A 24,371-nucleotide genomic window follows, 5' to 3' on the forward strand; every position below is an offset into this window, starting at 1 on the left:
CCGTGCGCGCGGCGCGATAGGCCGGAATTCCCGCCCCGCGCGAGGGGCGACCTGGGAGGCCGAATATCGCTCCCCTTTGTATACGGCTCGTGTTAATGCCGGCCGCCCGCCGTGTTTACGGCAGGTTGCGAAGTCCTCACCCTCGGCCGGTGCGATCCGGCCGCCCGGTCCGCGTGCAGTCCGGTCAGCGCCCGGGCGCGCTCCGCGTCGCCGCGCGCGACCGCGTCCACGATCGCACCGTGCTCGGCCCAGGAGTCGACCGGCCGGACCGGGGCCGTCACCACGTACATCCAGGCGATCTTGTGCCGGGTCTGGGTCAGCACCGAGATCAGCCCGGGGCTGGCGGACGCCTGGGCGAGCGTCTCGTGGAACCAACCGCCCAGGGCGCGCAGATCCTCGCCCCGGCCGCTCCTGGCCCGCTCCTGGCCCAGCCTGACCAGGCCGCGCAGCACTTTGAGGTGGCCCTCGGTGCGCCGGCGGGCGGCCCTGGCGGCGGCGAGTGGCTCCAGGACCGCCCGCAGCTCCAGCAGGTCCGCCGCCTCCTGTTCGGTGGGCTCGACGACGCAGGCCCCCGCGTGCCGACGGGTGGTGACGAACCCCTCCGCCTCCAGGGTGCGCAGCGCCTCGCGGACGGGGACGCGCGAGACTCCGTACCGGCGGGCGAGGACCTCTTCGGTCAGTCTGCCGCCCGGTTCGAAGACCCCGGAGACGATGTCGTCACGAATCGCTGTGCATACCGCGTGCGCAGGAATACGCAAGACCGGACTCCGCTCTCATTCCGACTGCCGTTATCGGCGCTGCCGCCACGACCGTACTGCGACTCTATTGCAACACGCGACGATTTCCGAGGGCGGCCGGAAATACGGAACATTCGCCGGTACGAAGAGGCGCGGCGACACACGTCGAAGGCCCCGGCTCGGTGAGCCGGGGCCTTCGACTGGAGTGATGCGGTCGTGCGCCGGGCCGGTGGTGCGTCGGGCCGGTCGTACGGTCAGACGGCGACGCCGTGCGAGCGCAGGTACGCCACCGGGTCGATGTCCGTGCCGTACGTGGCGCCGGTGCGGGCCTCGAAGTGCAGGTGCGGGCCGCTGGAGTTGCCCGTGGAGCCCGAGACGCCGATCTGCTGGCCGGCGGTGACCTGCTGGCCGACGGAGACGCTCAGCGAGTTCATGTGTCCGTACTGCGTGTAGGTGCCGTCGTTGTGCCGGATGACGACGTTGTTGCCGTACGCGCCGCCCCAACCCGCCTCGACGACGGTGCCCGCGCCCACGGCGTGGACGGTGGTGCCCTCGGCGGCGTGGAAGTCGATGCCCGTGTGGCTGCCGGACGACCACATGCCGCCGCCCGCCTTGTACTGCGTGCTGACGTACGAGCCGTCGATGGGGGCGACGAAGGTGTTGAGGCGCTTGCGCTCCTCCTCGCGGGCCGCGCGCTCGGCGGCGTCGCGCTCGGCCTTCGCCTTGGCCTCCGCGAGGCGCTTGGCCTCGGCGGCGTGCGTCTTCGCATCGGCCTCGGCCTGCGCCTTGGCGGCGGCGACCTCGGCGGCCCGCTGCTGGGACTCGGCCTGGTTCTGGATCTCGCTGTGGAGCTCGTCGGCGACGACGACGGCGCTGAGGCCGGTGTCCTCCATCGAGGGGGCCGCGGCCTTGTCCGCGGCGAACGCGGGACCGGCCAGGGTGCCGACGACGCCCGTGGTGGCGAGGGCGGCTATGCCGGCGTAGCCGGCGGTCTTGCGGCTCAGACGGCTGGAACCACGGTGCTTACCGGCGGCACGACTGCCAAACGCCATGAAGGGTTTGATCCTTTCCTTCCCTCTCGCCTACCGGGTTAGCTGACGGGTTCGGAGCAGGAAGGTCTCCTACGGGCCCCTCTTGCGAGGTGGTCCGATTCACCCCAGGGACGCATGTGGGTCCCCGGCTCCCCAGGCTCGCGCCTGACGGGGACTCGGCGATCGCTGCCCGGTGCCGCGGGTGCGGCGGGCACAACTGACGGACAGCACGGCCGACGCTAGGCGGATCTTCAGTCAATCTCCAAACAGACGCACGTTTTTGTTACCTACGCCACACCACATACGAACAACCAGGCCACCAAACAGGTAAAAAGGGACTCCGGCAGACAAGCCGCCGGAGTCCCTCGCGCCACGAGGCAAGTAGGCCGCGTCAGTTGGTGACGACGGTGACCTCACCGATCCCGAGGGCCCGTACGGGCTCCGCGATCTGGGCCGCGTCACCCACCAGGACCGTGACCAGCCGGTCCACCGGGAACGCGGCGACGACCGCCGAGGTCGCCTCCACCGTGCCGGTCGCGGCGAGCTGCGCGTACAGCCGCGCCTGGTAGTCGTCCGGGAGTTCCTGCTCCACCTGGTCGGCGAGCGTGCCCGCGACCGAGGCCGCCGTCTCGAACTTCAGCGGAGCCACGCCCACCAAGTTCTGTACCGCGACGTCCCGTTCGGTGTCGGTCAGGCCGCCCTCCGCGAGGGTGCGCAGCACCGTCCAGAGGTCGTCCAGCGCCGGACCGGTGTTGGGTGTGTCCACCGAGCCGCTGATGGCGAGCATCGAGGCGCCCTTGCCGTCGGCGGTGGAGCGCAGCACCTGGCCGAACGCGCGCACTCCGTAGGTGTAGCCCTTCTCCTCGCGCAGCACCTTGTCCAGCCGCGAGGTGAGGGTGCCACCCAGGCAGTACGTGCCGAGTACCTGGGCCGCCCAGACCCGGTCGTGCCGGTCCGGGCCGATGCGGCCGATCAACAGCTGCGTCTGGACCGCGCCCGGCCGGTCCACGATGATCACGCGACCGGTGTCGTCGGCGGTCACCGGGGGGACGGGCAGCGGCTCGGCGTTGCCGCCGGTCCAACCGCCCAGGGTGTCCGCGAGGACCGCGTCGAGGTCGATGCCGGTCAGGTCGCCGACGACCACCGCGGTGGCGGTGGAGGGGCGCACGTGGGCCTCGTAGAAGGCCCGTACCGCGGCGGAGTCGATCCGCGCCACCGTCTCCTCGGTGCCCTGGCGGGGCCGGGACATCCGCAGTCCGGACGGGAAGAGCTCCTTGGAGAGCTCCTTCGCGGCGCGGCGCTGGGGGTTGGCCAGCTCGTGCGGGATCTCGTCGAGCCGGTTGCGCACCAGCCGGTCGACCTCGCCGTCCGCGAAGGCGGGGGCGCGCAGCGCCTCGGCGACCAGGCCGAGGGCCTTCGCCAGGCGGGAGGCCGGGACCTCCAGGGAGACCCGGATGCCCGGGTGGTCGGCGTGCGCGTCGAGCGTGGCGCCACAGCGCTCCAGTTCGGCGGCGAACTCCTCGGCGGAGTGCTTGTCGGTGCCCTCCGACAGGGCGCGGGCCATGATGGTGGCCACGCCGTCCAGGCCCTCGGGCTCCGCGTCCAGCGGTGCGGCGAGGTTGATCTCGACGGCGATCACCTGCTGCCCCGGGCGGTGGCAGCGCAGCACGGTCAGGCCGTTGGGCAGCGCACCGCGCTCGGGGGCCGGGAAGGCCCAGGGCTTGGCCTCGCCGGCCTGCGGCTGCGGGTGGAGGGTCATCGTGACGGCTGCGGTGTCGCTCACTGCTCCGCCCCTTCGTTCTGGGTCTCGTCGATCTCGTCGATCTCGTCGGACGCGTCGGACTCTCCGGTGAGCGGCTCGTACACGAGCACCGCGCGGTTGTCGGGGCGCAGCCGGGCCGCGGCGACGGCCTGCACTTCCTCGGCGGTGACGTCGAGGACGCGCCCGACCGCGGTCAGGGCGAGCTGCGGGTCGCCGAACAGGACCGCGAAGCGGCACAGTTCGTCGGCACGGCCGGCCACCGTGCTCAGCCGGTCCAACCACTCTCGCTCCAGCTGCGCCTGGGCGCGCTCCATCTCCTCGGCCGTCGGGCCCTCGGCGGCGAACCGCGCGAGCTCCTCGTCCACGGCCGCCTCGATGGCGGGCACCTCGACGCCGCTGGAGGTCTTCACGTCCAGCCAGCCCAGCGAGGGCGCGCCCGCGAGGCGCAGCAGGCCGAAGCCCGCCGCGACGGCGCTCTGGTCGCGCCGGACCAGGCGGTTGTGGAGGCGGGAGGACTCGCCGCCGCCGAGAATGGTCAACGCCACGTCGGCGGCGTCGCACTCGCGGGTGCCGTCGTGCGGAAGCCGGTAGGCGGCCATCAGCGCGCGGGCCGGGACCTCCTCGACGATCTCCTCGCGGAGCTGGCCGCCCATGACCTCGGGCAGCGAACCGTCACGCGGCGGCTGCTTGCCGTCGTGGGCGGGGATGGTGCCGAAGTACTTCTCCACCCAGGCGAGCGTCTGCTCGGGGTCGATGTCGCCGACGACCGACAGGACGGCGTTGTTCGGCGCGTAGTACGTACGGAAGAACGCGCGGGCGTCCTCCAGGGACGCGGCATCCAGGTCGGCCATCGAACCGATGGGCGTGTGGTGGTACGGGTGGCCCTCAGGGTAGGCGAGGGCGGTCAGCTTCTCGAACGCCGTGCCGTACGGGACGTTGTCGTACCGCTGGCGGCGCTCGTTCTTGACGACGTCGCGCTGGTTCTGCATGGACTCCTCGTCCAAGGCGGCCAGCAGCGAGCCCATGCGGTCCGCCTCCAGCCACAGCGCGAGCTCCAGCTGGTGGGCGGGCATCGTCTCGAAGTAGTTGGTGCGCTCGAAGCTGGTGGTGCCGTTGAGCGAACCGCCGGCGCCCTGGACGAGCTCGAAGTGCCCGTTGCCCGGTACGCTCGCCGAGCCCTGGAACATCAGGTGCTCGAAGAGGTGAGCCAGACCGGTCCGCCCCTTGACTTCATGGCGGGAGCCGACGTCGTACCAGAGGCAGACGGCGGCGACCGGAGTCAGGTGATCCTCGGAAAGCACCACGCGCAGGCCGTTGGCCAGCCGGTGCTCGGTCGCTGTCAGGCCGCCGGAGCCGGCCTGAGCTGTGGCCGTGTGACCCATGGGCATGTGGTCCCTTCGATCGCGATGCAGAGATTTCTGTCAGACCTGCCACTGTATGCAAGCGCGTCGGCGGCCGGAGAAGTTCCCGGGTTCCCCACGCCTCCGTCCGGGGGCACCCCAGGGTCGGAGTCGGCGTTGTCGGTGCCACGGGCCACAATGGTCCGCGTCGGCACCGGCCGAAACCGGTCGGCCGCCCGGCCGACCCTCGGCCGGACCGACAGACCCGGTACGTACCCGCCGGACCGATCACCGCCCGACCGCCCGACCGTCAGCCGACACACCGACCGACCCTCGCACAGACCGACCGCCACACCGTCAGACCCCGAGTACACCTTTCTTGGTTAAGGAGCCGCGCAGCGATGGCCCGCCGCAGCACGAAGACCCCGCCGCCGGAGGATTTCGAGGAGAAGATCCTCGACATCGACGTCGTCGACGAAATGCAGGGCTCCTTCCTCGAGTACGCGTACTCGGTGATCTACTCCCGTGCCCTGCCGGACGCCCGTGACGGCATGAAGCCGGTGCACCGCCGCATCGTCTACCAGATGAACGAGATGGGCCTGCGCCCCGACCGGGGGTACGTGAAGTGCGCCCGTGTCGTGGGCGAGGTCATGGGCAAGCTGCACCCGCACGGTGACGCGTCGATCTACGACGCCCTCGTGCGCATGGCGCAGCCCTTCTCGATGCGGCTGCCGCTGGTCGACGGCCACGGCAACTTCGGTTCGCTCGGCAACGACGACCCGCCGGCCGCCATGCGTTACACCGAGTGCAAGATGGCCGACGCCACGTCACTGATGACGGAGTCGATCGACGAGGACACCGTCGACTTCACCGCCAACTACGACGGCCAGGAGCGGGAACCGGTGGCGCTGCCCGCCGCCTACCCGAACCTGCTGGTCAACGGCGCCTCCGGGATCGCGGTCGGCATGGCCACCAATATGCCGCCGCACAACCTGGGCGAGGTCATCGCCGCCGCCCGGCACCTGATCCGCTACCCGCAGGCGGACCTGGAGGCGCTGATGCGTTTCGTGCCGGGCCCCGACCTGCCGACCGGCGGACGGATCGTGGGCCTGTCCGGCATCAAGGACGCCTACGAGAACGGCCGCGGGACGTTCAAGATCCGCGCGACGGTGGCCGTGGAGAACGTGACCGCCCGCCGCAAGGGCCTGGTCGTCACCGAACTGCCCTTCACGGTCGGCCCCGAGAAGGTCATCGCGAAGATCAAGGACCTGGTCGGTTCGAAGAAGCTCCAGGGCATCGCCGACGTCAAGGACCTCACCGACCGCTCCCACGGCCTGCGCCTGGTCATCGAGATCAAGAACGGTTTCCACCCCGAGGCCGTACTGGAACAGCTCTACAAGCTGACGCCGATGGAGGAGTCCTTCGGCATCAACAACGTCGCGCTGGTCGACGGGCAGCCGCTGACGCTCGGCCTCAAGGAACTCCTGGAGGTCTACCTCGACCACCGCTTCGAGGTCGTCCGGCGGCGCAGCGAGTTCCGCCGGGGCAAGCGGCGCGACCGCCTGCACCTGGTCGAGGGCCTGCTGGTGGCCCTCATCGACATCGACGAGGTCATCCGGATCATCCGGGACAGCGACAACTCCGCGCAGGCCAAGGAGCGGCTGATCGAGCGCTTCTCGCTGAGCGAGGTCCAGACCCAGTACATCTTGGACACCCCGCTGCGCCGGCTCACCCGCTTCGACCGGATCGAGCTGGAGTCCGAGCGCGACCGGCTGACCGGCGAGATCGACGAGCTGACCGGGATCCTGGAGTCCGACAGCGAGCTGCGCAAGCTCGTCTCCTCGGAACTGGCCGCGGTGGCGAAGAAGTTCTCGACCGAACGGCGTACGGTCCTACTGGAGTCCGGTGCCACGGCCGTCGGGGCTGTTCCGCTGGAAGTCGCGGACGACCCCTGCCGGGTGCTGCTGTCCTCGACAGGCCTGCTGGCCCGGACGGTGACCGCCGAACCGCTGCCCCTGGGGGAGGGCGGCCCCCGCGCCAAGCACGACCTGATCGTCTCGCAGGTCACCGCGACGGCCCGGGCCGAAGTCGGCGTGGTCACGTCCTACGGGCGGCTGCTACGGCTGTCGGTGATCGACCTGCCGCAACTGCCGGACACCCACACCGCGCCGAACCTGGCCGGAGGCGCCCCGGTCACCGAGTTCCTGTCGGGCCTGGAGGCGGACGAGCAGGTGGTCTGCCTGCTGTCGCTGGACGAGTCCTCCCAGGGACTGGCGCTGGGCACCGAGCAGGGCGTGGTCAAGCGGGTGGTGCCGGACTACCCGGCGAACAAGGACGAGCTGGAGGTCATCACCCTCAAGGAGGGTGACCGGATCGTCGGCGCGGTCGAGCTGTGCACGGGCGAGGAGGACCTCGTCTTCATCACCGACGACGCCCAGCTGCTGCGCTACCCGGCGGCCCAGGTGCGTCCGCAGGGCCGCCCGGCGGGCGGTATGGCGGGCATCAAGCTCTCCGAAGGCGCCAAGGTGATCCACTTCTCGGCGGTGGACCCGGGGCGCGTAGCCATGGTGTTCACCGTGGCCGGCTCCCAGGGCACGCTCGACGACTCGGTCGTGTCCGGGAAGCTGACCCCGTTCGACCAGTACCCGAGGAAGGGGAGGGCCACCGGCGGGGTGCGCTGCCAGCGGTTCCTCAAGGGCGAGGACGTGCTGACGCTGGCCTGGGCGGGCAACGCCCCGGTCCGCGCGGCGACGGCCGGCGGCGCGCCGGCCGAGCTGCCGGCCGTCGACCCGCGCCGGGACGGCTCCGGCGCGGCGCTGCCCGCCGCGGTCGTGGCGTTGGCGGGGGCCGCGCTGTAGCGGAAGCAGTCGGTTCGGGTGGTGCGGAGGGGGGACGTACCACCCGAATGCCGACTAGTGTTTTCCCGTTGATGCTTGTGTGGTGGGGGCGGGGGAATGCTGATGAGCCGTCAGTCGGGTGGGATGATCGGCGACTGGGCCGAGGCTCAGCGCAGGCAGCAGCGAACGCAGTTGATCCAGCAGCGCGAGGCGGAGCGCCGTCGACGGGCATGGGACCGGGACGTAAGCCGGGGCGAGCGCGAGCAGCAGGCCGCCTACCGGCAGCATCGCGAAGTCGAGGCGCGGCGCCGGACGGAGACCATCGAGGCCGAGGTCGCGGCGCTGCAGAACCTGTTGGCGGCGGGCTGCCGAGCGACGGCGTTCCGGATGGCCACGCTGGTGCGAAGCGAGGAGCTCGAACCGTTCCGTCCCGGTCCCCTCGCGCACCCGGTCGCGATACCCCGCATCGAGCAGTTCCAGCAGCAGAGCAGTGGCATGGCGCTGGGTTCCTACCGGCGGGTGCAGGCGGAACGCGAGGAGCAGGCCCAGTACGCGCGGGCCCGGCGGAAGGCTCAGGCGGCGGAAACACGGCGCCGACAGCAGCTCGCTGAGAACCGGCAGCAGTACGACGCCTGGGCGGCCGCGCAGCTCGCCGGGATCCGCGCGCACAACAGCGGTCTCCGCGAACTGGCCGCCGCCCTGGGGGCGGGCGACGCCGAGGCCGCGGTCGAGTACTTCTCGGCGGCGCTGTACGCCTCCGCGGCCTGGCCCGAGAACCTGCCCCGGCAAGTCTCCGCCGCGTACGACCGGGCTGCCCGCCAGCTGGTGCTGGACTGGGAGTTGCCGCGTTACGAGGTGGTTCCGGAGATCAAGACTGTCCGGTACGTGCCGAGTACGGACCAGGACAAGGAGACGGCCCGCCCCGTCACCCAGCGGCGGGCGCTGTACCGGGACCTGCTGGCCCAGTGCGTGCTGCTGGTGGTGCGCGAGCTGTACGCGGCGGACGAGTTCGGCGCGTTGGACTCGGTGGTGGTCAACGGGTTCGTGGACGACCACGATCCGGTGACGGGGCGGGAGGCCCAAATCGTCCTGGCCACCGTGCGGGCCGAGCGCGAGGCCTTCGCCGGGCTGCGCCTGGAGCAGGTGAGCGCGGTGGACTGCCTGATCGACGGGCTGGGCGGGCAGTTGTCGGCCCGGCCGGACCAACCCGCGGGGATACGGCCGAGGCGCAGGCCCGGCGAGGTCGGCGGTGTGGTCAGCCACGGCGGGCCCGCGGGTGACGGCGAGGAGGAGCCCGATCTGTTCACAATGGACCCGATCGCCTTCGAGAACCTGGTCGCCGAACTGTTCCGGGCGATGGGCATGGAAGCGGTGACCACGCAGCGGTCCGGTGACGGCGGTGTGGACGTGGAGGCGCTGGACCCGGCGCCGATCCGGGGCGGGCGGATCGTCGTCCAGGTCAAGCGCTACCGCAACACGGTCCCGCCGACGGCGGTGCGGGACCTGTACGGCACGGTGCAGGACAGGGGGGCGAACAAGGGGGTGCTGGTCACCACCGCGTCCTTCGGACCGGGGTCGTACACCTTTGCCAACGGCAAGCCGCTGGAGTTGGTTCCCGGGGCCGAACTGGTGGCGTTGCTGCACCAGCACGGCCTACGGGGCCGCCTGGGTGACGGCGGCGGGGCCACGGCGCGGGTGGCGGCCGAGCCCGCGGCGGCCTCCTCCCCCGCGTCCCCGCGCCCGTCAGCGCCGACGGGCGATCCGGCCGCGTACAACGTCCTCGGCATGTCCTGGTCGGGCGCCGTCGCACTCGATGTCTGCGCGCTGGTCTGCGAGGGCGGCCGGGTGCTGACCGAGGACCACTTCGTCTTCTTCAACAACCATCGGACCCCGGACGGCTCCGTCCGGACGGGGGCGCACACCCCGCCCGACAAGGCCGCGGTGGAGGTCGACTTCGACGCCCTGCCGGAGCGCGCCGACCGACTGGTGCTCGTCGCCGCGATCGACCCGGAGGTCGATCCGCACGCCGATCTCGCCGGCTTCACCGATGCCCGCATCCGGCTCCTCGACGCCGCCGGGCAGGAACTCGACCAGCTGGAGGTCTCCGACGGCCGGGCGGGCGAGACCGCTCTGGTGCTCGGCTCCTTCCGCCGCCGTCCGGGCGGCGACTGGAAGTTCGTGATCGGCGGCAAGGGCTACCGGGGTGGTCTGGAAGCCCTCCTGGTCGAGTTCGGCATCGAGGTCGCCTAGCCCTCGTCCGCGTCCGCCTCCACGTCCGGGTCCGGGTCCGGGTCCGGGTCCGGGTCCGGGTCCGGGTCCGGGTCCGGGTCCGGGTCCGGGTCCGGGTCCGGGTCCGGGTCCGGGTCGGGGTGGTCTTCGACGTCGTCTTGCCGCACGGGCCGGGCGACGTACCGCAGGACGCCCCACATGCTCTCGGGGCTCACCCGCCGCGGCTCCGGCTCGCGGCACGCCTCCAGTTCGCGGAGGAGCGCGGCGGCGTCCATCTCCGATCCGATCAGGACGAGCCGGGTCAGCCGCGGCTCGCCCCGTCCCCAGGGAGCGGTGGCGAAGCGGAGGAAGCGGCCCACCGCTTGGATCTCGTAGCGTTCCTCGTGTCCGGGGACACCGAAGTAGACGAAGCCCTTGATCCGGTAGAGACCGGCCGGCCGGCTGTCGAGGAAGTCGATGAACCGGCGGGGGTTCACAGCCTGTTCGGAGACGAACTCCACGCTCTCGTAGGAGGCGTGCACGTGCCTGGCGTGGGCGTCCCCCTCGTGGCCGTCCGCGTCCGCCGCTTCCCCCGCCAGCAGGTCCTCGAAGGAGAGCTGCCCCCGCGTCTCGCTCCAGGGCCGGCGGTCGAAGAGCAGTTCGGGGTCGATGCGGCCGTGGTCGACGGCCACCACCGGGGTGCCGGGCGCGCAGAGCGTGCCCAGCCCGATTTCGACGCGGGAGCGCTCGGCGGCGTCGATCCGGTCGGTCTTGTTGAGGACCACCAGGTCCGCGACCCCTAGATGGCGGTCGATCTCGGGGTGCTTCGCCCGTGTCGCCCAGAACTCCGCCGCGTCCACGACCTCCACCGTCCCGCCGTACCGGATCGCCGGGTTCTCGCAGGCCAACAGCATCCGGATCATTTCCTGCGGCTCGGCCAGCCCGCTCGCTTCGATGACGATGACGTCGATCCGGTGGGCGGGCGCGGAGAGCTTCTCCAAGTACGCGTCCAGCTCGCTTCCGTCGACCGCGCAGCACAGGCAGCCGCCCCCGAGGGAAACCATCGAGTCGCCGAGTTGTCCGGCCACCGCCATCGCGTCGATCTCGATCGCGCCGAAGTCGTTGACGACGACTCCGACGCGGGTGCCGCCGCGATGGGCGAGGAGATGGTTGAGCAGGGTGGTCTTGCCGGATCCGAGGAATCCGGCGAGGACCACCACGGGGATCGTGGGAACGCTCCGGTCGGGCTGCCCGCCGGTCGGTGATGTCGGGTGCACCCGACCGATCGTAGTCAGCCGAACGCGGGAACCGGCTCGGGTGGGGTGGGTCCGCTGTAGCGGGCGGCCGGGCGGATGATCTTCGAGTCGGCGGCCTGTTCGAGGATGTTCGCGCTCCAGCCGACCACACGGGCCGCGCAGAACGTCGGTGTGAACATCTCGCGCGGCAGCCCGCACAGATCCATGACCACGCCCGCGTAGAACTCCACGTTCGTGTGCAGCTCACGGCCCGGCTTGAGTTCGGCGAGGATCTGCTCGACGTGCCGTTCGACCTCGATGGCGAAGTCCACCAGCGGGCCGCCGAACTGCCGGGCGATGTCACGCAGCATCCGGGAGCGGGGGTCCTCGGTGCGGTACACGGGGTGGCCGAAGCCCATGATCCGGTCCCCGGCGAGCACGCGTTCGCGGATCCACGGATCGATGCGGTCCGCCGTGCCGATCGCGTCCAGGGTGTCCAGGGCCCGGCTCGGGGCGCCGCCGTGCAGCGGCCCGGACAGCGCCCCGATCGCCCCGGTCAGACAGGCCGCGACGTCCGCGCCGGTGGAGGCGATGACGCGGGCGGTGAAGGTGGAGGCGTTGAAGCCGTGGTCGATGGTGGAGATCAGGTACTGCTCGACCGCGCGGGCCTTGGCCGGCTCGGGCTCCCGGCCGGTCAGCATGTACAAGTAGTTGGCGGCGTACGGGAGGTCGTCGCGCGGGTCCACCGGCTCCAGGCCCTGTCCGAGCCGGTGCAGCGCGGTGAGCAGGGTCGGCACGGCGGCGCAGGCGGCGAGCGCGTCGGCCGCCCGACGGTCGGGGCTCAGGTCGTAGACGGGCCGGAAGCCGGCGGAGGCGCCGAGCAGGGAGAGCGCGGTGCGCAGCCCGGCGAGCGGGCCGGAGAGAGCGGTCGCGCGGGCGAGGGCCGGCAAGGCGTCGCGCACCTCGGCCGGCAGGTGGCGCAGCGGGGCGATCTCGGCGGCGAAGGCGGCGCGCTCGGTGGCGTCCTCGGGCAGGGCGCCTCGGAACATCAGCTGCCACACGTCCTCGAAGCTGCGGCTCGCGGCGAGTTCGACGGCGGAGTACTGCCGGTAGTGGTAGAAGCCTTCGCGGCCTCGGACGTCCCCGAGCTGCGTCTCGGTGACCACGACTCCCGCGAGTCCGCGGGGTACTTCGACGGTGGAGTTCATGGACCGACCATCCATCATGGATTCAATGCTTGTCAATATTGATTGAATCAAGTTATGTAGGGTGGCCATCATGAACGAGAAGGTGGAAGGCGAGCGGCGGCTCACCACCCGGCAGGCGGCGGAAGCACTCGGCGTGAAGCCCGCGACGGTATACGCGTACGTGAGCCGGGGACAGCTGACCAGCCGCCGCGATCCGGTCGGACGCGGGAGCAGTTTCGACGCGCGCGAGGTCGAGGCCCTGGCCCGGCGCAACCGGCGCGAGGCGGCCGGTCCGGCGCCCGCCACCGGGGAACTCTCCGTCCGGACCTCCCTCACCCTGATCGAGGACGACCGGTACTACTTCCGCGGCGTGGACGCGGTGGAGCTGGCTTCCCGGCACCCCTACGAGGAGGTCGCCGAGTGGCTCTGGACGGGAACCCCGACCCCGGGGGCCCGCTTCACCGCCCCGCCCGAGACCTTGGCCGCCGCCCGCCGCTCGGTCGCCGCGCTGCCCGAGCACAGCGGTCCCGTCGACCGCCTCCGGGTGGCGGTCGCAGCGGCGGCAGTGGTCGATCCGCTGCGCTTCGACCTGTCCGAGACCGCCGTACTGAGCTCCGCGCGCTGCCTGATCCCGACGCTGGTCGGCGCGCTCCCAGAGGTGGGCCCCGCACAGTGGGGCGGTGACGTCCGACTGGCCCGGCGCCTGTGGTCCCGTCTCACCGCGCGGGAACCCGACCCGGACGCCTTGGCCGTGCTGGACCTGGCGCTGGCCCTGCTGGCCGACCACGACTTGGCCGCCTCGACCCTGGCCGTCCGGGTGGCGGCCTCGGCGCGGGCCCACCCGTACGCGGCGGTCTCGGCCGGACTCGGCGCACTCGAAGGGCCCCTGCACGGGGCGGCGGGACGGCTCGCGCACCGGATGCTGGTGGAGGTCCTGGAGCGGGGTGGCGCCGCGCCGGTGGTGGCGGAGTACCTGCGGTCGGGGCGGCGGGTGCCGGGGCTCGGCCACCGGCTGTACCGGGGCGAGGACCCGCGCGCGGGGGCGCTCTTCGCCCGGCTGGAGCGGCTGCCGGAGGCGTCCCGTGCGCTGGAGGCGGCCCGGGACGTGGCCGAGGTGATGGCCCGCCACGGCGGCGGGCTGTATCCCAATGTCGATTTGGCGGTGGCGGTGCTGACGGTGTCGTACGGCATGCCCGCCGAAGCCGGCGAGACGGTGTTCGCGGTGTCCCGGACGGCGGGCTGGATCGCGCACGCGCTGGAGGAGTACCAGGAGCGGCCCCTGCGCATGCGTCCGAGCGGCCATTACAACGGCCCCCGCCCGCCCCGGCCCCTGCCCTGACGGAAGGCCACGGCAGGCTCGGTCCGACCCCGCGCGCCGGTCCGACCGATGCCCCCGGCGGCGACTCCAGCGCTCCGCGACGGCGTGGGCCCGACGCCACCCGAGGATTCCGCTTGGCCGAAAGCCGACCTACGGTGCTACCCATGCGGTTCCCCCTCACCTGCGCTGGACGCCTCGGGCTGCCCAGACGGGCCGTCTCCCAGATCCTGCTGACGCAGCTCGCCCTCGCAGCCGGGGTCGCGGTCCTGGCCACCGGGCTGTTCCTGGCGCCGCTCGGCGCGCAGCTCGACGACCAGGCCATGCGCCGGGCCCTCGCGATCGCCCAGAGCGCGGCGGCCGATCCCGCCCTGGCCGCGGGCCTGCTGGATTCCGCCCCGACCCCGGACGGCCCGGTGCAGGCGTCGGCCGAGCGGATCCGCCGGGCCACGGGCGCCGAGTACGTGGTCGTCGTGGACCTGAACGGGATCCGCCACTCCCACCCCAGCGCCGACCGCATCGGGCAACCGGTCTCCACCGACCCGGGTGAGGCCCTCGCGGGCCGCGAGGTCATGGAGATCGACGAGGGCACCCTGGGCCGCTCGGCCCGCGGCAAGGTCCCGCTGGTGGCCGCCGACGGGGAGATCGTCGGCGCTGTGTCGGTGGGCATCGCCTACGACAGCGTCCGGGACCGGTTGATCGGGGCCATCCCGGGTCTGCTCGCCTACGCGGGCGGCGCCCTGGCGGCCGGGGCGCTCGCCGCCTACCTGCTGTCCCGCAGGATCCAGCGCCAGACCCGTGACCTGGCCTTCTCCGACATCTCCGGCCTGCTCGCCGAGCGTGAGGCGATGCTGCACTCCATCCGCGAAGGCGTGATCGCCCTCGACCAGAACGGCCGTGTCCGCCTGGTCAACGACGAAGCCGCCCGACTGCTCGGTCTCTCGCCGCACTCCGCCGACGCCCTGGCGGGGCGCGCGCTGGACGACGTACTCGGCGCGGGCCGCACCACCGACGTCCTCGCCGGCCGGGTCACCGGCCGCGACCTGCTCACTGTCCGGGGCTCCCGGGTGCTGGTCGCCAACCGGATGCCCACCGAGGACGGCGGCGCCGTCGCCACCCTGCGCGACCGCACCGAGCTGGAGCACCTGGCCCGGGAGCTCGACTCCACCCGGGGCCTGATCGAGGCCCTGCGCGCGCAGGACCACGAGCACGCCAACCGGCTCCATACCCTGCTCGGCCTGCTGGAGCTCGGCCTCCACGACGAGGCGGCGGCGTTCGTGACCGAGGTCGCCGGTGTGCACCGCAGCACCGCCGAGGAGGTCACGGAGAGGGTCCGCGATCCGCTGTTGGCGGCCCTCCTCGTGGGCAAGGGGGCGGTCGCCGCCGAGCGGGGCGTCTCCCTGCGCCTCGCGGACCGCACCTCGCTCCCGGACCGCCTCGTCGATCCGGGCGGCCTCGTCACCATCACCGGCAACCTGGTGGACAACGCCCTGGACGCGGCCGTCGGCTCGGCAGCGCCATGGGTCGAGGTCGAGCTGCGCGCCGAAGGCCGCACGGCGGTGCTCCACGTCCGGGACAGCGGTCCCGGCATCCCCGCCGGCCGTCGCGAGGAGATCTTCACCGAGGGCTGGTCGACCAAGCAGCCCTCCGCCCACCGCGAGCGCGGACTGGGGCTCGCACTGGTGCGCCGCCTGGCGGAGCGGCAGGGCGGCGCGGTCCGGGCCGGCGGGGCAGCGGACGGAGGGGCGGAATTCTCCGTCGTACTCCCGGAGGCCCTGCGATGAACGAGTCCCCGATGCACGTATTGGTCGTCGACGACGACGTGCGTGTTGCCCTGATCAACGCGGCGTACGTGGCGAAGGTTCCCGGATTCCGGGTGGCCGCCCACGTCCATTCGGCGGCCGAGGCAATGGAGTTCCTGAACTCCCATCCGGTGGACCTGATCCTCCTCGACCACTACCTCCCCGACGAGAACGGCCTGGATCTCGTTCGTCGCCTGCGCCAGCACGGCCACCGCACCGACGTCATCATGGTCACCGCCGCCCGCGACCTCGCCACCGTCCAGGCGGCGATGCGCCTCGGCGCCCTCCAATACCTCGTCAAGCCCTTCACCTTCGCCGGGCTGCGCGCCCGGCTGGAGGCGTACGGAGCACTGCGGCACGCCTTGGAGGCCGGTGGTGAGGCCGAACAGGCGGAGGTGGACCGCCTCTTCGGTGCGCTCGCGGCGGCCGAGAGCCCCAACGACCTCCCCAAGGGCCACTCGCCCACCACCGCCGAACTGGTCCGTCAGGTCCTGCGCACCGCCGCCGGGCAGCCCCTGTCCACCCAGCAGATAGCCGACCGCGCGGGCATCAGCCGCCAAACCGCCCAGCGCTACCTCAAGCTGCTGGACCGCTCCGGCCGGGTCACGCTCGCCCTGCGCTACGGCGAGACCGGGCGCCCCGAACACCGCTACGCCTGGCGCCCTCAGGACCCCGGCCCGGCGTAACCGGGTCACACGGCGCCGGCACCGGTCAGCGACCGGACCTCCGTCTCCGCGTGCTTCGCCGCGTCCGGCGCCTCCGACGAGGTGAGCGTGCCGAGCCAGCCCGCGAGGAACCCGAGCGGGATCGAGACGATCCCGGGGTTCTGGAGCGGGAAGTACTGGAAGTCCACTGCGGGGAACAGGGACTGCTCACTGCCGGACACCACCGGCGACAGCACGACCAACAGCACCGCCGGCACCAACCCCCCGTACACGGACCAGACCGCTCCCCGCGTGGTGAACTCGCGCCAGAACAGGGAGTACAGCAACACGGGCAGGTTCGCGGACGCGGCCACCGCGAAGGCCAGCCCGACCAGGAACGCCACGTTCAGGTCCTGGGCCAGCAGCCCCAGCCCGATCGCCACCGCCCCGATCCCGACGGCCGCGACCTTGGCCACCGCCACCTCACCGCGCTGCCGGCCGCGGCGGCGGCGGCGCTTGAGCGAGGCGTACAGGTCGTGCGCCACGGAGGCCGAGGAAGCGAGGGTGATCCCGGCGACCACCGCGAGGATGGTCGCGAAGGCGATCGCGGCGACGAAGGCGAACAGCACCGCGCCCCCGGTGGAATCGGTCCCCCCGCCCAGGAACCCCGCGAGCAGCGGAACCGCCGTGTTCCCCGAGGCGTTGGACGTACGGACCTGGTCGGGCCCCAACAGCGCGGCCGCCCCGAACCCGAGCACGATGGTCATCAGGTAGAAGGCGCCGATCAGGGCGATGGCCCAGACGACGGACCGGCGTGCCGCCCGCGCCGTCGGCACGGTGTAGAAGCGGGACAGGATGTGCGGGAGACCGGCCGTTCCCAGCACGAGAGCCAGACCCAGGCTCATGAAGTCCAAGCGGGCGGTCCAGTCCGCCCCGTACTTGAGGCCCGGGCTCAGGAACCGGGCGCCGTGTCCGCTGCGTTCGGCGGCGCTGGTCAGCAGTTGGTTGACGTCGCCGTGGAAGCGCAGCAGCACCAGCACGGTCAGGGTGATCGCGCCGCCCATCAGCAGCACGGCCTTGACGATCTGGATCCACGTGGTGGCCCGCATGCCGCCGAACGACACGTACACCACCATGAGCGCGCCTACGCCGACGACGGTCAGGGTCCTGGCGGCAGTGCCCGAGCCCCCGATCAGCAGCCCCACCAGACTGCCCGCGCCGACCATCTGCGCGACGAGGTACAGCACGGAGACCACGACCGAGGAGGCGCCGGCGGCGATCCGGACCGGGCGCTGGCTCATCCGGGCCGCCACCACGTCGGCGAGGGTGAAACGCCCGCAGTTGCGCACCAGTTCGGCAACGAGGAAGAGGACCACGAGCCACGCGACGAGGAACCCCACCGAATACAGCATGCCGTCGTAGCCGAACAGGGCGATGAGGCCGGAGATGCCGAGGAAGGAGGCGGCCGACATGTAGTCACCGGCGATGGCGAACCCGTTCTCCAACGGGGAGAAGAGCCGCCCCCCGGCGTAGAACTCCTCGGCGGAGCCGTGCCGGTTGCGGCTGACCCAGGTGGTGATGCCCAGGGTGATCGCGATGAAGACGCTGAACAGGATCAGCGCGAGGGTCTGGTGTTCGGTGCTCAACTGCCCTCCCCCAGCGCCCGGTTCCGCTCCTGGCCCCGCTCCTGCTCGAAGACCGTCCAGCGCAGGTCGAGTGCGGCCCGGTCCCGACGCAGCCGCGCGTGCCGGGCGTAGGCCCAGGTCAGGAGGAAGGTGCTGAGGAACTGGGCGAGGCCGGCGAGCAGGGCCACGTTGACCGCGCCGACGACGGGCCGGGCCATCAGATCGGGCGCCGCGGTGGCGGCGACCACGTACGCGACGTACCAGAGGAAGAAGCCGGCGGTCGCGGGCACGACGAACTTCCGGTAGCGGCTTCGCACTTCCTGGAAGGCCGCGCTGCGCTGCACCTCGAGGTAGATGTCGGACGGTCCCGGCGCGGGCCGGTCACCGGCCGGCGGGCGCGCGGGATCCGTCGTGGCGCCCTCACCCCAGCCGACCGCCGACGCGTCGTACCAGGGGTCGTCCAGCCGGATCGTTCCGGCATCACGACCTTCGTGCTTGTCCACCGAACTCTCCTTGTCCGCGACCGCATTGGCCGCGCGCCACAAGGATGTGGGCAATGGGGGCTTTCCGGACTGCCCTACCGGCGCTCTTCACTCGTTCAGGTGACGCCGAACGAGTGAAGGGCGCCGGTGTGCCGCGATCGGTCGCCCGCCGCGGCCGACTCAGGCGTCGATGCGCGAGCGGTCCAGGGTCGCGGCGGAGCCGGTGATGAACTCCTTGCGCGGAGCCACCTCGTTGCCCATGAGGAGGTCGAAGACCGACTCGGCGGAGTCCAGGTCGCCGATGTTGATCCGGCGCAGCGTCCGGTGCCGGGGGTCCATGGTGGTCTCCGCCAGCTGGTCGGCGTCCATCTCGCCCAGGCCCTTGTAGCGCTGGATGGCGTCCTTGTACCGGATGTTCTTGCGTTGGTACTCCAGCAGGGTCTGGCGCAGCTCGTTGTCCGAGTAGGTGTAGACGTACTTGTCCTGGCCCTTCTTCGGCTGGACGAGCTCGATCCGGTGCAGCGGCGGCACGGCGGCGAAGACCCGGCCCGCCTCGACCATCGGCCGCATGTACCGCTGGAAGAGCGTGAGCAGCAGGCACCTGATGTGCGCGCCGTCGACGTCCGCGTCGACGAGCAGGACGATCTTGCCGTAGCGGGCGGCGTCGAGGTCGAAGGTCCGGCCCGAGCCGGCTCCTATGACCTGGATGATCGCGCCGCACTCGGCGTTCTTGAGCATGTCCGAGACCGAGGACTTCTGGACGTTGAGGATCTTGCCGCGGATCGGCAGGAGCGCCTGGAACTCGGAGTTCCGGGCGAGCTTGGCCGTACCGAGGGCCGAGTCGCCCTCGACGATGAAGAGCTCGCTGCGGTCGACGTCGTCGCTGCGGCAGTCGGCCAGCTTGGCGGGCAGCGAGGAGGACTCCAGCGCCGTCTTGCGGCGTTGCGCCTCCTTGTGCTGGCGGGCCGCGATCCGGGTGCGGGCGGCCGCGACGATCTTCTCCATCACGGAGCGGGCCTGCTGCTTGTCGTCGCGCTTGGTGGAGGTCAGGAACGCCTTCAGTTCCTTGGCGACCACGGCGGCGACGATCCGGGTGGCCGCGGAGGTCCCCAGGACCTCCTTGGTCTGCCCCTCGAACTGCGGCTCGGCGAGGCGGACGGTGACGACCGCGGTCATGCCCTCCATCGCGTCGTCCTTGACCACGTCGTCCTCCGCGACGCGCAGCAGCTTCGCCGAGCGCAGCACTTCGTTGACGGTCTTGGTGACCGACCGCTCGAAACCGGAGACGTGGGTGCCGCCCTTGGGCGTGGCGATGATGTTCACGAAGGACTTGACGTTGGTCTCGTACCCCGTGCCCCAGCGCAGCGCGATGTCGACGCCGAGCTCGCGGGTGACCTCGGTGGGGGTCATGTGACCGCGGTCGTCCAGGACGGGGACGGTCTCCTTGAAGGTCCCCGTGCCGGTCAGCCGCAGCACGTCGCAGACGGCCTTGTCCTGGGCGAGGTACTCGCAGAACTCGCTGATGCCCCCGTCGAAGCGGAAGACCTCCTCCGTCTTGCCCGCGCCGTCGACGGCCCGCTCGTCGCGGACGACGAGCGTCAGACCGGGGACGAGGAAGGCCGTCTGGCGCGCGCGCTGGTAGAGCGTCTCCAGGTTGAGCCGGGCGTCCTTGAGGAAGATCTGGCGATCGGCCCAGTAGCGGACCCGGGTGCCGGTCTTGCCCTTGGCGATCCGCTTGATCTTGCGCAGGCCGTTGGCCGGGTCGAAGGGGCTGTCGGGGCCCTGCTCGGTGAACATACCGGGTACGCCGCGGCGGAAGCTGATCGCGTGCGTCGAGCTGCCGCGGTCCACCTCCACGTCGAGTCGGGCGGAGAGGGCGTTGACGACTGACGCGCCGACGCCGTGCAGGCCGCCGGAGGCGGCGTAGGAGCCGCCGCCGAACTTGCCGCCGGCGTGCAGCTTGGTCATGACGACCTCGACGCCGGAGAGGCCGGTCTTGGGTTCGACGTCCACGGGGATGCCGCGGCCGTTGTCCCGGACCTCGACGGAGGAGTCCTCGTGGAGGATCACCTCGATGTGGTCGCAGTAGCCACCCAGGGCCTCGTCGACGGAATTGTCGATGATCTCCCAGAGGCAGTGCATCAAGCCTCGGCTGTCGGTCGAGCCGATATACATGCCGGGGCGCTTGCGGACGGCCTCAAGACCTTCGAGGACGAGCAGGTGCCGCGCGGTGTAGTTGGAGCCGTCCCGGTCTGCTCCGGACAGCAGCGCGCTGGAAGGCACGGACGTGTCGGCGGTCACGCAGTTCGCTCCTCGCTGAATTTCTTTCTGGCCTGGTGGGGCGCGGGGATGGCCCGGTCGCCCGTCAGAGGGTACCGAGAGCCTGGTAGAGCCGATGCAACACCACCCCCGCCACTTCCCCAGCCTAGTGCAGATCCGCACGGATGTTCGATCCCCCGTGGGGGTGACGCAAACATCACGTTCCCTTCCACGCATGAACCATTTAGGGTTCGGGCACGTCCTCATGAACAACCCGGCGCTCATGTCGGGGAGGATGGAACCGCAACAAGCGAACGACTGACAACGCGAAACCGTAAAGCAACGCAATACGGCTCCTTCGCCGCCAACCGGCAACAGCCGGCCAGCTTCGGAAGGAAGTTTCGAAAGAAAGCCGCGAGCGGGAACGTTTTCGGCCTGGTTGGATGTTGACCCTGGTACGACAGCTCGTCGAGCTAGAGAAGAGGCGACGTGACTACTGTTCTGACACCCGCGACCCCGCTGACGGCCGCTGACCGATGCGACCGTTGCGGCGCCCAGGCATATCTGCGCGTCGTCCTGCTGAGCGGCGGTGAACTGCTCTTCTGCGCCCACCACGGGCGTAAGTTCGAGCCGGAACTCAAGAAGATCGCCGCGGAAATACAGGATGAGACCGAGCGGCTTACGTCCGCTCCGGCTGCCAATGCCGCCGACACCGAGGACCGCTGACACCGGCCTACCCTCGCATCCGACGAGCCAGGACCGGCCAGGCCGGTCGACGGGCGGCTCCCCCCGAGACCCGGGGGGAGCCGCCCGTCCTCGTTTTTTCGCGTGGGGGGGAACGGAAGCCCGCGCCCGCTCCTCACAGCTCTTCGAGAGGGCTTGGGCGACGCGCTGAAGCCCTCGGGGACCCCATGGCGGTCCGCTCCTGGGGCGTCGGACGCGCGGCCCTCTGGGGGCTGCTGACGAAGCCGGCCACCGCGGCGATCCGGGTATACACCCCCGGACTGTCGGGCCGCCCGCAGCCCCTCCCCCAGGACACCAGGCCGATGAGCCGCCCCTGGGCGACGAGCGGGCCGCCGCTGTCGCCCTGACACGCGTCCTTGCCGCCCTTGCCCTCCTGCTCCCCCGCACACACCATGGACTCCGGCCGGTACTGCCCGTCCGCGTCCCCCGGGTACGCCTTCGCGCAGACCTCGTCGGACAGCACGGTGACGTGGGCTGCGCGCAGCCCGTAGGCGTAGTCCCCGAACCCGCTCGTGTCGCCCCAGCCGTACACGGCCGCCCGGGTGCCCGGCTCGTAGGCCGGGTGGCCGGCCCCGGCCATGGGCAGCACGTAGTGGGCCGGCACGGCTTCGGCCAGCTCCAGCACCGCGATGTCCCCCGCGTTGCTCTTGGGGTCGTACTCCGGGTTCACCCGGGCCGACCGTACGGCGATCTCGCGTCCGTCCGACGCCCGCAGCTCCGTACGCCCCGTGATCACCCGCAGGTCGGGCACCGCCTCGACGGGCCCGCCCAGCACCTGCCGTCCCAGGCAGTGGGCGGCGGTCACGACCGTGGCGGGGCCGACGAGGACTCCGCCGCAGAACTGACCGCCCCGCGTACCCCCGAACCGGTCACGACTGGCCAGGGCCACGACCCACGGGCTGTCGGCCACCTTTACCGGTTGGCCGCCGATCACCACGCCGTCCGCGGCCGCCCGGGGCAACTGGGCCGGATGCGCCGCGGCCGCTCCCGCCGCCAGCGTCAAAGCCCCCGACAGGACACGGGCAAAGAAACGACGCATGAGGCCTCCTGACTCCGGGTGTGCATGACTCCACCCAGAGTGGGATGCCCCGTGGCCGTGCGCACCCGCGCGACCACCGGCGCCGTCCTGCCGCCGTCCGTGTGCCGGCCGCTCAGTCGAGGTAGTCGCGCAGGACCTGCGAGCGGGAGGGGTGCCGCAGCTTCGACATGGTCTTGGACTCGATCTGGCGGATGCGCTCACGGGTGACCCCGTAGACCTTGCCGATCTCGTCCAGCGTCTTCGGCTGCCCGTCGGTCAGGCCGAAGCGCATCGACACCACACCCGCCTCGCGCTCGCTGAGGGTGTCCAGCACCGAGTGCAGCTGCTCCTGCAGGAGCGTGAAGCTGACGGCATCGGCCGGGACCACGGCCTCGGAGTCCTCGATGAGGTCACCGAACTCGCTGTCCCCGTCCTCGCCGAGCGGAGTGTGCAGGGAGATCGGCTCGCGGCCGTACTTCTGCACCTCGATGACCTTCTCGGGGGTCATGTCGAGTTCCTTCGCCAGCTCCTCCGGGGTGGGCTCGCGGCCCAGGTCCTGGAGCATCTGGCGCTGCACCCGGGCCAGCTTGTTGATCACTTCGACCATGTGCACCGGAATGCGGATGGTGCGGGCCTGGTCGGCCATGGCGCGGGTGATCGCCTGCCGGATCCACCAGGTCGCGTACGTGGAGAACTTGTAGCCCTTGGTGTAGTCGAACTTCTCCACGGCGCGGATCAGGCCCAGGTTCCCCTCCTGGATCAGGTCCAGGAAGAGCATGCCGCGGCCGGTGTAGCGCTTGGCGAGGGAGACCACGAGGCGGAGGTTGGCCTCCAGCAGGTGGTTCTTGGCGCGGCGCCCGTCCTCGGCGATGATCTCCAGCTCGCGCTTGAGCTTGGGCGCCAGCTTGTCCGAGTTCGCCAGCTTGTCCTCGGCGAACAGGCCGGCCTCGATCCGCTTGGCGAGCTCGACCTCCTGCTCGGCGTTGAGGAGGGGGACCTTGCCGATCTGCTTGAGGTAGTCCTTGACGGGGTCGGCGGTCGCGCCGGCCACGGCGACCTGCTGGGCCGGGGCGTCGTCCTCGTCGTCCGAGATGACGAAACCCTTGGCCTCGCCGCCGTCCTCTTCCTCCTCGGACTCGGCCTTGGCGGCGGGACCCTCCTCCGGGGTCTCCTCGTCGGCTTCGTCCGCGTCCTTCTTGGCGGCCGTCTTCTTCGCCGCCGTCTTCTTGGCGGTGGCCTTCTTGGCGGGCGCGGTCTTCTTGGCCGCCGCCTTCTTCGCCGTGGTCTTCTTGGCGACCGTCTCGGTTCCGGGCTCCTCCAGCAGGGCCTCGGCGGTGTCCGACTCAGCCGGCGCGGACTCCGGTGCCGCGGGCGCGACGGCCGGCGCGGCCTCCGCCTTGGCCGCTACGGTCTTGGTCGCCGTCCGCTTGGCGGGGCTCTTCGCTGCGACGCTCTTGCGGGGGGTGCGCTTGGGCGACTCCGCGGCACTGACCATCAGCGTCACACCCTCTTCCTCGAGGATCTGGTTGAGGCTGCGCAGAACATTCTTCCACTGGGTCGCAGGAATCTGGTCAGCCTCGAAGGCCCGACGCACGTCATCGCCGGCGATCTGCCCCTCGGCCTTGCCCCGCTCGATGAGCGCCATCACAGACTCGGAATCGGCGATCTCCGGCGGGAGCGTACGGGATGTGCTGGCCGACACGAACAACCTCTCGGAACGATGGGAACGGCTTCCGACCCCGGCCTGGTGGTGCTGGACCGTGGCCGACGACCACCGACTGGGGATGGGCCGGGGGCGCGGGCAGGGGCCGGGGAGCTGCACAGCACCCGCAAGGGCTGCTGTCTTCCCTCCGTCGGCCATCACCTCTTAAGTCATCGCGTGACGTCGCGGAGCGTTACGCCCAATCTTCGTGGTCCGAGTCACACCACTTTTACGCCAATGCCGGTCATACGGTCATACGCGCACTTCGGGGGCTGTGCCAGGTCCGCCGTGCCGGCGCCAGGACGGTCGTACGGGGGCGGCCGTACGGGCCCCCACACCGGTGTCGCCGGGCCCGCACCGGGCCCGGCGTCCTCCGTCGGGATACGCCATGTGGGCGACATACACCCGACCGTATGAATCTCACACCGGCCCGAACCGGGGGC

Annotated in this window: 17 protein-coding genes and 1 riboswitch; of the genes, 6 read left to right on the top strand and 11 right to left on the bottom strand. The window is 71.4% G+C overall.

From position 1 onward, the window contains the following. Nucleotides 1-92: 92 nt before the first annotated feature. The 4 genes from ABZ934_RS05170 to ABZ934_RS05185 all read right to left on the bottom strand — a co-directional run bounded on the left by ABZ934_RS05170 (nucleotide 93) and on the right by ABZ934_RS05185 (nucleotide 4,918). Nucleotides 93-758 (bottom strand): GntR family transcriptional regulator, encoded by a 666-nt coding sequence (locus tag ABZ934_RS05170; protein WP_361308594.1) that lies wholly within the window; start codon nucleotides 756-758, stop codon nucleotides 93-95. Nucleotides 759-991: 233 nt separating this feature from the next. Further along, the gene (locus ABZ934_RS05175) at nucleotides 992-1,789 is read right to left on the bottom strand and encodes a M23 family metallopeptidase (RefSeq protein WP_361308596.1); all 798 of its coding nucleotides are present in this window, start codon (nucleotides 1,787-1,789) and stop codon (nucleotides 992-994) included. A 12-nt stretch (nucleotides 1,790-1,801) separates the two neighbouring features. Continuing rightward, a riboswitch (cyclic di-AMP (ydaO/yuaA leader) is annotated at nucleotides 1,802-1,960 on the bottom strand. A gap of 199 nt (nucleotides 1,961-2,159) precedes the next feature. Beyond that, nucleotides 2,160-3,527 (bottom strand): pitrilysin family protein, encoded by a 1,368-nt coding sequence (locus ABZ934_RS05180; protein WP_361308745.1) that lies wholly within the window; start codon nucleotides 3,525-3,527, stop codon nucleotides 2,160-2,162. A gap of 20 nt (nucleotides 3,528-3,547) precedes the next feature. After that, nucleotides 3,548-4,918, bottom strand: a complete 1,371-nt coding sequence (locus tag ABZ934_RS05185; protein ID WP_361308598.1) for a pitrilysin family protein — start codon at nucleotides 4,916-4,918, stop codon at nucleotides 3,548-3,550. 353 nt (nucleotides 4,919-5,271) lie between these two features. On the opposite strand from ABZ934_RS05185, the gene ABZ934_RS05190 reads away from it, so the two are divergent. Beyond that, nucleotides 5,272-7,728 (top strand): DNA topoisomerase IV subunit A, encoded by a 2,457-nt coding sequence (locus tag ABZ934_RS05190; RefSeq protein ID WP_361308600.1) that lies wholly within the window; start codon nucleotides 5,272-5,274, stop codon nucleotides 7,726-7,728. Nucleotides 7,729-7,830: 102 nt separating this feature from the next. Beyond that, a complete protein-coding gene (locus ABZ934_RS05195; protein WP_361308602.1) occupies nucleotides 7,831-9,957 on the top strand; it encodes a restriction endonuclease in 2,127 nt (708 codons plus the stop codon). On the opposite strand, the gene ABZ934_RS05200 is transcribed toward ABZ934_RS05195, so the two are convergent. Together ABZ934_RS05200 and ABZ934_RS05205 are read right to left on the bottom strand one after the other, a co-directional pair. Further along, nucleotides 9,954-11,192, bottom strand: coding sequence for a GTP-binding protein (locus tag ABZ934_RS05200; protein ID WP_361308604.1), 1,239 nt, complete (start codon nucleotides 11,190-11,192; stop codon nucleotides 9,954-9,956). The two genes, ABZ934_RS05195 and ABZ934_RS05200, sit on opposite strands and share 4 nt — an antisense overlap. A 14-nt stretch (nucleotides 11,193-11,206) precedes the next feature. Further along, nucleotides 11,207-12,358, bottom strand: coding sequence for a citrate synthase/methylcitrate synthase (locus ABZ934_RS05205; protein WP_361308606.1), 1,152 nt, complete (start codon nucleotides 12,356-12,358; stop codon nucleotides 11,207-11,209). A 70-nt stretch (nucleotides 12,359-12,428) separates the two neighbouring features. Between ABZ934_RS05205 and ABZ934_RS05210 the strand changes: the two genes are divergently transcribed. The 3 genes from ABZ934_RS05210 (at nucleotide 12,429) to ABZ934_RS05220 (ending at nucleotide 16,140) form a co-directional block, all read left to right on the top strand. Further along, nucleotides 12,429-13,676 (top strand): citrate synthase, encoded by a 1,248-nt coding sequence (locus ABZ934_RS05210; protein ID WP_361308608.1) that lies wholly within the window; start codon nucleotides 12,429-12,431, stop codon nucleotides 13,674-13,676. Nucleotides 13,677-13,819: 143 nt separating this feature from the next. Then, nucleotides 13,820-15,436, top strand: coding sequence for a sensor histidine kinase (locus ABZ934_RS05215; protein ID WP_361308610.1), 1,617 nt, complete (start codon nucleotides 13,820-13,822; stop codon nucleotides 15,434-15,436). Then, a complete protein-coding gene (locus ABZ934_RS05220; RefSeq protein ID WP_361308612.1) occupies nucleotides 15,433-16,140 on the top strand; it encodes a response regulator in 708 nt (235 codons plus the stop codon). The genes ABZ934_RS05215 and ABZ934_RS05220 overlap by 4 nt, the downstream gene beginning before the upstream one ends. A 5-nt stretch (nucleotides 16,141-16,145) precedes the next feature. Here the strand turns inward: ABZ934_RS05220 and ABZ934_RS05225 are convergent, their stop codons facing one another. The 3 genes from ABZ934_RS05225 to ABZ934_RS05235 form a co-directional block, all read right to left on the bottom strand. Next, nucleotides 16,146-17,744, bottom strand: coding sequence for a cation acetate symporter (locus ABZ934_RS05225; RefSeq protein ID WP_361308614.1), 1,599 nt, complete (start codon nucleotides 17,742-17,744; stop codon nucleotides 16,146-16,148). Then, complete coding sequence (locus tag ABZ934_RS05230; protein ID WP_361308616.1) at nucleotides 17,741-18,226, bottom strand: DUF485 domain-containing protein; 486 nt, start codon at nucleotides 18,224-18,226, stop codon at nucleotides 17,741-17,743. The genes ABZ934_RS05225 and ABZ934_RS05230 overlap by 4 nt, the downstream gene beginning before the upstream one ends. 159 nt (nucleotides 18,227-18,385) lie before the next feature. Then, a complete protein-coding gene (locus ABZ934_RS05235; RefSeq protein ID WP_361308618.1) occupies nucleotides 18,386-20,506 on the bottom strand; it encodes a DNA topoisomerase IV subunit B in 2,121 nt (706 codons plus the stop codon). A 447-nt stretch (nucleotides 20,507-20,953) separates the two neighbouring features. Here ABZ934_RS05235 and ABZ934_RS05240 point away from each other — a divergent pair, with 447 nt between their 5' ends. Next, the gene (locus ABZ934_RS05240; protein WP_030239625.1) at nucleotides 20,954-21,190 is read left to right on the top strand and encodes a hypothetical protein; all 237 of its coding nucleotides are present in this window, start codon (nucleotides 20,954-20,956) and stop codon (nucleotides 21,188-21,190) included. Nucleotides 21,191-21,323: 133 nt separating this feature from the next. On the opposite strand, the gene ABZ934_RS05245 is transcribed toward ABZ934_RS05240, so the two are convergent. Both ABZ934_RS05245 and ABZ934_RS05250 read right to left on the bottom strand, forming a co-directional pair. Beyond that, entirely contained in the window at nucleotides 21,324-22,247 is a 924-nt protein-coding gene (locus ABZ934_RS05245; RefSeq protein WP_361308620.1) for a serine protease, read from the bottom strand. A 112-nt stretch (nucleotides 22,248-22,359) separates the two neighbouring features. Then, a complete protein-coding gene (locus ABZ934_RS05250; RefSeq protein ID WP_361308622.1) occupies nucleotides 22,360-23,934 on the bottom strand; it encodes an RNA polymerase sigma factor in 1,575 nt (524 codons plus the stop codon). Between the last annotated feature and the right edge of the window lie 437 nt (nucleotides 23,935-24,371).

Source organism: Streptomyces sp. NPDC046557, from assembly GCF_040645975.1.
Lineage (GTDB): Bacteria > Actinomycetota > Actinomycetes > Streptomycetales > Streptomycetaceae > Streptomyces.

What these genes read in the sequence shown, in the direction of transcription:
- ABZ934_RS05175 (WP_361308596.1), bottom strand. Translation starts at nt 1,789, where the DNA reads ATGGCGTTTGGCAGTCGTGCCGCCGGTAAGCACCGTGGTTCCAGCCGT.
- ABZ934_RS05180 (WP_361308745.1), bottom strand. Translation starts at nt 3,527, where the DNA reads ATGACCCTCCACCCGCAGCCGCAGGCCGGCGAGGCCAAGCCCTGGGCC.
- ABZ934_RS05185 (WP_361308598.1), bottom strand. Translation starts at nt 4,918, where the DNA reads ATGCCCATGGGTCACACGGCCACAGCTCAGGCCGGCTCCGGCGGCCTG.
- ABZ934_RS05190 (WP_361308600.1), top strand. Translation starts at nt 5,272, where the DNA reads ATGGCCCGCCGCAGCACGAAGACCCCGCCGCCGGAGGATTTCGAGGAG.
- ABZ934_RS05195 (WP_361308602.1), top strand. Translation starts at nt 7,831, where the DNA reads ATGAGCCGTCAGTCGGGTGGGATGATCGGCGACTGGGCCGAGGCTCAG.
- ABZ934_RS05205 (WP_361308606.1), bottom strand. Translation starts at nt 12,358, where the DNA reads ATGAACTCCACCGTCGAAGTACCCCGCGGACTCGCGGGAGTCGTGGTC.
- ABZ934_RS05210 (WP_361308608.1), top strand. Translation starts at nt 12,429, where the DNA reads ATGAACGAGAAGGTGGAAGGCGAGCGGCGGCTCACCACCCGGCAGGCG.
- ABZ934_RS05215 (WP_361308610.1), top strand. Translation starts at nt 13,820, where the DNA reads ATGCGGTTCCCCCTCACCTGCGCTGGACGCCTCGGGCTGCCCAGACGG.
- ABZ934_RS05220 (WP_361308612.1), top strand. Translation starts at nt 15,433, where the DNA reads ATGAACGAGTCCCCGATGCACGTATTGGTCGTCGACGACGACGTGCGT.
- ABZ934_RS05245 (WP_361308620.1), bottom strand. Translation starts at nt 22,247, where the DNA reads ATGCGTCGTTTCTTTGCCCGTGTCCTGTCGGGGGCTTTGACGCTGGCG.